The 660-nt window shown below is 68.6% G+C and carries 1 pseudogene; it reads left to right on the top strand.

What is annotated here, in order from left to right:
• Positions 1-660 (top strand): annotated as a pseudogene (locus D0T21_RS31510) (heme utilization protein); the annotation flags it as partial.

The following is a 660-nucleotide window of genomic DNA, read 5'->3' as shown; positions in this document are numbered from 1 at the left end:
CCACCGCGCAAGCGAGCACGCTGAGCACCGCCCAAGTGGCGGGCCTGAGCACCAACGCCATCGCCGCGCTGGAAACGGCCGACTTCGCAGCACTGAAGTCGGACGCGATCGCCGCCCTGAGCGTCAATCAAGTCAAGGCGCTGACCACCAATCAAGTCGTCGCCCTGACCACCACCGAAGCTGCCGCGCTGAGCACCGCGCAAGTGGCCGCGCTGTCGACTGATTCGGTCGCCGCGCTGGAAACGGCCGACCTGTCGGCCATCAAGACGGCCGCCATCGCCGTCCTGAGCTCGGCACAAGTGGCGGCGCTGGGTACGACCCAGGTCAACACCCTGGCCACCGCTTCGCTGGCCGCACTGAACACCGCCGGCATCGCCGCGCTGACCACCAACCAGGTTGTCGCGCTGACCTCGGCCCAGCTGAGCAGCATGGGTTCGGCGCAGGTTGCCGCGCTGACCAGCAACGCCATCGGCGCCATCGAAACGGCCGACCTGTCCGGTTTGACCACCGCCAACGTGGCCGTGCTGCGTAGTGCGCAACTGGTGGGCCTGGCCACGGCACAGGTTGCCGCGCTGTCGACCAACCAGATCGCCGCGCTGAGCACCGCCGCCGTGTTCGGCCTGACCACCAGCCAGATCGTCGCGCTGACCACCGCGCAAG

Source organism: Duganella sp. BJB476 (assembly GCF_003416895.1).
Taxonomy (GTDB): Bacteria; Pseudomonadota; Gammaproteobacteria; order Burkholderiales; family Burkholderiaceae_D; genus Rugamonas.
The sequence above is the reverse complement of the archived record's forward strand: the minus strand, read 5'-3'. Positions and strand labels throughout refer to the sequence as shown.